This is a genomic window from Streptomyces sp. NPDC049954 (assembly GCF_040656295.1).
Lineage (GTDB): Bacteria > Actinomycetota > Actinomycetes > Streptomycetales > Streptomycetaceae > Streptomyces.
Window position 1 is genome coordinate 1 of sequence record NZ_JBFALS010000034.1, and the last position, 5,032, is coordinate 5,032.

At 70.6% G+C, this 5,032-nt stretch carries 3 protein-coding genes and 1 pseudogene; all 4 read left to right on the forward strand.

Annotation, left to right across the window (positions count from 1 at the left end):
• Positions 1–102, forward strand: a pseudogene (locus AB0J21_RS33495) (ATP-binding protein); the annotation flags it as partial.
• 377 nt (positions 103–479) lie between these two features.
• Positions 480–3,851 (forward strand): nitrate- and nitrite sensing domain-containing protein, encoded by a 3,372-nt coding sequence (locus AB0J21_RS33500; protein ID WP_363149952.1) that lies wholly within the window; start codon positions 480–482, stop codon positions 3,849–3,851.
• 10 nt (positions 3,852–3,861) lie between these two features.
• A complete protein-coding gene (locus tag AB0J21_RS33505) occupies positions 3,862–4,275 on the forward strand; it encodes a roadblock/LC7 domain-containing protein (protein WP_363149953.1) in 414 nt (137 codons plus the stop codon).
• Positions 4,276–4,367: 92 nt separating this feature from the next.
• On the forward strand, positions 4,368–5,032 hold a 665-nt coding region (locus AB0J21_RS33510), incomplete at its 3' end, for a DUF742 domain-containing protein (protein ID WP_363149954.1).

The window sequence follows — 5,032 nt, forward strand, 5'->3', positions numbered from 1 at the left end:
CCCGACACCCCCATCATCACCACCGACGCCCGCCACCGCGCCGACGCCAAATCCGGCCTCATCACCCTCGTCGAACACGCCCTCATGGCACGCCTCAAGTGAGATCCGTGCAGAACGCACACACTGTGTTGATCAAGTGACGTCGGCCGCACGGCAGTTGCTCGCGGTCTCACCGGCGGACTGTGTCGTTGACCACGGTCCGCCGGTGAGTTCATAACGTTTCGGCAGTGAATTAACTCCGCGCCACCACGCGCAGCGCTCACCCGACGCCGCTGCGCTCACACGGGCCCCGTCTTTTGCCGGGGCTCGTTCTTTATGCCCGGTTTATGGTCACCGGGCCGGGCGCCGTGCCGCGGCGCCCCGACGTTTGGTGGAGCGCAGCCGCCCATGCTGAAATCGCTGAACTGCCCAGTAGTAAGGGCCGGAGACGACAGCGGCATCACGTATACGGATGCCGAGGCCGAGAGGTTGTTGGTCGAGTGAGGCGTAGCAAGAAGGGCTCCGGCCCGGCGCCGCAGACGCGGGGGAACTTCACCCCGCCGACGCGGGACGCCGGCCTGCCACAAGAGGTACCGGAGGCAGGGAGCCCCACCTCCCCCTCCCCCCGTGGCAGCAGGATGTCACCCCGCAACTGGCGGGTGCCGACCCGGCTGAACGCGATCCTGCTCATACCCGTGATCGTCGGACTGGTCATGGGCGGTTTCCAGGTCAAGGGGTCGATCGACACCTGGCGGGAGGCCGAGGACGCGAAGCAGACGGCCCGGCTGGTGCAGGCCGCCATGACGTACGGCAACCGGCTCATCGAGGAACGCGACATCAGCGCCGAGCCCCTCCTCAAGGGCGACCGTGACAACGCTGAAGTGCTCAAGGCGCGCAAAGCCACGGACGCGGCGGCGAGGAAGTTCGCCACGGTCTCCAAGGACATGCCGCACACCGAGAGCCTGGACCGCCGGCTGACGGACTTCCAGAAGGTCGAACCGCGGCTGAAAACACTGCGGGCGGCCGCCTACACGTCCAAGCTCGGCGGCGTGCAGACCGAAGAGGGCTACGTCACCATCCAGCACCCGCTGATGGAGTTCGCCAACGAACTGGGCCTGGGCACCGGCAACATCACGAGCTACGGCCGTACCGTCTACGCGGTTTCGCTGTCCAAGGCCGCGCTCTCGCTGGAACGCTCGATCGGTATGCACCTGTGGGTGAAGCCCGGCCCGGGCACGGCGGACGCCGTCAAGCAGCGCACCGCCCTGCCCTCGTACGCGTACCTTGAGGGCATCGCCATCGAGGAGTACAACTCCGGTGGCACGCCCGCCGACGTCCGCAAGCTCGACGCCGCGCTGAAGAAGCTGGCCCTGGACGGGAAGCGGCAGAACGCCCGCGCCGCCGTCGCCGCGCGGGAGAAGGGCGAGAAGTACGTCACCCCGCCCGCCCAGGACGCCATGGTCGCCCTGCTCATCCAGCCGACCGCCACGCAGGAGTCGCTGACCGCGCAGGGCGTCACCCCGCAGACCTGGTGGGCGACGACCACCGCGCGCTTCGACACGTACCGCTCCATCGAGTCCGGACTCGCCCAGAAGGCCGTGGACGAGGCGTCCATGATCGCCGACAACGCGAAGCGGGACACCTTCATCACCGCGGGTGCCGTGGTCGCCGCCCTGCTGCTCGCCTTCCTGATCGCCGGCATGATGGCCCGCCAGATGAGCAAGTCCATGCGGCGCCTGCGCACCGAGGCGTTCGGCATAGCGGAACAGCGTCTGCCGCTGCTGGTCGACCAGCTCTCGCGCACCGACCCCGGCCGGGTCGACACCCGCGTACAGCCCATACCGATCACCTCGACCGACGAGATCGGCGAGGTGGCCCGCGCCTTCGACCAGGTGCACCGCGAGGCCATACGACTGGCCGCCGAGCAGGCCATGCTGCGGGGCAACATCAACGCGATATTCACCAACCTCTCGCGCCGCAACCAGTCGTTGATCGAGGGCCAGCTGACCCTGATCACCGACCTGGAGAACAACGAGGCGGAGCCGGAGCAGCTGGAGAACCTGTTCAAGCTCGACCACCTCGCGACGCGTATGCGCCGCAACGGCGAGAACCTGCTGGTCCTCGCCGGTGAGGAGCCGGGCCGGCGCTGGGACCAGCCGGTCCCGCTGGTCGACGTGTTGCGCGCCGCCGCCTCCGAGGTCGAGCAGTACGAGCGCGTCGAACTGTCGGGCGTTCCCGAGGCGGAGATCCACGGCCGCTCGGTGACCGACCTCGTGCACCTGCTGTCGGAGCTGCTGGAGAACGCGACGACCTTCTCCTCCCCGCAGACCAAGGTCCGGGTCACCGCGACCCGGATGCCGGACGGCCGGGTCATGATCGAGATCCACGACAAGGGCATCGGGCTCACGGCCGAGGACTTCGCCGACATCAACCACAAACTGGCCAATCCGCCGACGGTGGACGCGACGATCTCGCAGCGCATGGGCCTGTTCGTGGTCGGCCGGCTCTCCGACCGGCACGGCATCCGGGTCCAGCTGCGCCCCTCGGGCGAGCAGGCGGGCACCACCTCGCTGGTCATGCTGCCGGAGAACATCACGCACGGAGGCGGCGGCCAGCTCCCGGCCGACTCCGAGTTCACGGTCTCCTCGATGATTCCCGTGCAGCCGGGCACCGAGCAGCCCGCGTTCGAGGCGCAGCCTCCGCTGCGCACCGCCGCCGAACTCGGTTTCGACGACAGCCGCTACGGCGCCCGGCACTCCGACGCCTCGCCGGATCTCGACCCGGTGGGCCGTTCGCTCCTGCGGGAGGAGCGGCGCGCGGCTCTGGAGGCGCAGACCCACCAGGGCACCGACCAGCGCCCGCTGTTCCGGGACGAGGTCGCTCCCGCCGACGAGCGGCAGCCCTTCGACGGCGGCCCCGGCCAGCCGTACGAGGGCGGTCAGGCCGGCTACGAGCTGCCCGCCGGGTACGAGGACGGGCGGACGGCCGGCTACGAGGCCCCGCAGGCGCACTACGAGAGCGGTGCGGGCGGTTACGCGGGCCCCGACGCGGCCTACGGGACACCCCACGGGTACGGCGCGGACCCTCAGGGCTACGAGGACCCGGCCCGGCAGGGCTACGCCCCCGTCCAGGAAGCGGGCGCCCCGACGGGGTCCGGCTACCCGGGCCAGGAGCAGCAGGGCCCGTACGTGCCCGAGGCGCCGTACGAGACGTACGGGGCGGACGACGGGACGCGCGGGGAGGAGTCCGGCCTCCAGCAGGGCGGCCACAACGGCTGGGGTGAATCGAACGGATATCCGGCCCCCTTCTCCGACCAGGGCGTTTCCCCTACGGAATCTGGTCCGGGCGCTCCCGTGGAGCAGCCCGAACGCGTAGGCTTCGATCAGCAGGGCCCGGCGCCGAGTTCCGCCCACGAGGTGACCGGGGCGGGGCTTCCCCGTCGCGGGTCCGGCGCAGGGGCCGGTGAATTGACGCCCCGTCAGGAGTGGCAGGATTCCGGGACGGCGACCGGTCCGGACGCCGGGCAGTGGCAGGAGCCGCAGCCCGGAGCCGGTGAGGAGCCCTCGGCTTCCTCGGCCCCTTCGGCCAACGAGGAGCGCGCCCAGCGCGCCGATCGGCTGCGGCGGCCCGCGGCCGGCGGGATCACCCCCTCCGGTCTGCCGCGACGGGTGCCCAGGGCCAACCTGGTCGAGGGCGCCGCTGAACCGAGCCCGCAGGGCGGCCCCCAGGTCTCCCGCGATCCCGAGGAGGTCCGGGGCAGGCTGAGCAAGCTGCGCCGGGGCGTCGAGCGGGGTCGCACCGCGGGTAGCGACACGAATGGCACGAACGGTCGGGACTCCGGTCCCGACAGCACCTACGACCAGGAGCGTTAGTGTGAGCCCGATGAGCCAGGCGGCACAGAACCTGAACTGGTTGATCACCAATTTCGTGGACAACACCCCTGGGGTGTCGCACACGGTGGTGGTCTCCGCCGACGGACTTCTCCTCGCGATGTCCGAAGGTTTCCCGCGTGACCGCGCCGACCAGCTCGCGGCCGTGGCCTCCGGCCTGACCTCGCTGACCGCGGGGGCGTCCCGGATCTTCGAGGGCGGCACCGTCAACCAGACGGTCGTGGAGATGGAGCGCGGCTTCCTCTTCATCATGTCGGTCTCCGACGGCTCCTCCCTGGCCGTGCTCGCCCACCCGGAGGCCGACATCGGCCTGGTGGGATACGAGATGGCGCTGCTGGTGGACCGGGCGGGCAGCGTCCTGACGCCGGACCTGCGCGCGGAACTGCAGGGCAGCCTTCTCAACTAACAGACAAGCAGTGCGTTTTCGCGCCCCGGGGCTTTAAGGTTTCGGGACGCGGCTCCACAACGACGGCGCCCGGACAGCAGGAGGAGGAAGACGTGACGACGCCCCCCAGTGGTTCACCGGCAGACTGGTCCTACGGCCAGGGCGTGAGCCAGGGTGACGGTCCTTCGGGCCGGCACGGTTCTCCCTCGCGCGGTCACCAGGAACACCTGTCCTCCGGGCAGCCGCAGTACGGACAGCAGCAGCACGGACAACAGCAGTACGACCAGGCCGCGTACGGCCGCCGGGACGACGGGCAGCAGGGCGGCGGGCAGCAGCCCGGCCCCTATGACGCGTACCCGTATCCGCACCCGGGGCAGCAGCAGCCGTACGCCAGGCCGGCGCAGCCCGAGCGGCCCGCCCGGCCCGCGGCGCCCGCGCAGGGCCGCCGCGGCGGGGCCGGGCCGAGCCCGCTGGTGCGGCCGTACGCGATGACGGGTGGCCGCACCAGGCCCCGTTACCAGCTCGCCATCGAGGCGTTGGTCAGCACCACCGCTCAGCCTTCGCAGATGCAGGGGCAGCTGCCCGAGCATCAGCGGATCTGCAATCTGTGCCGGGAGATCAAGTCAGTCGCCGAGATCTCGGCTCTTCTCTCCATTCCCCTCGGCGTGGCCCGGATCCTCGTCGCCGACCTGGCGGAAGCCGGACTCGTCGCGATCCACCAGCCCGGCGGCGACGAGAACGCCGGCGGCCAGCCAGACGTGACACTGCTCGAAAGGGT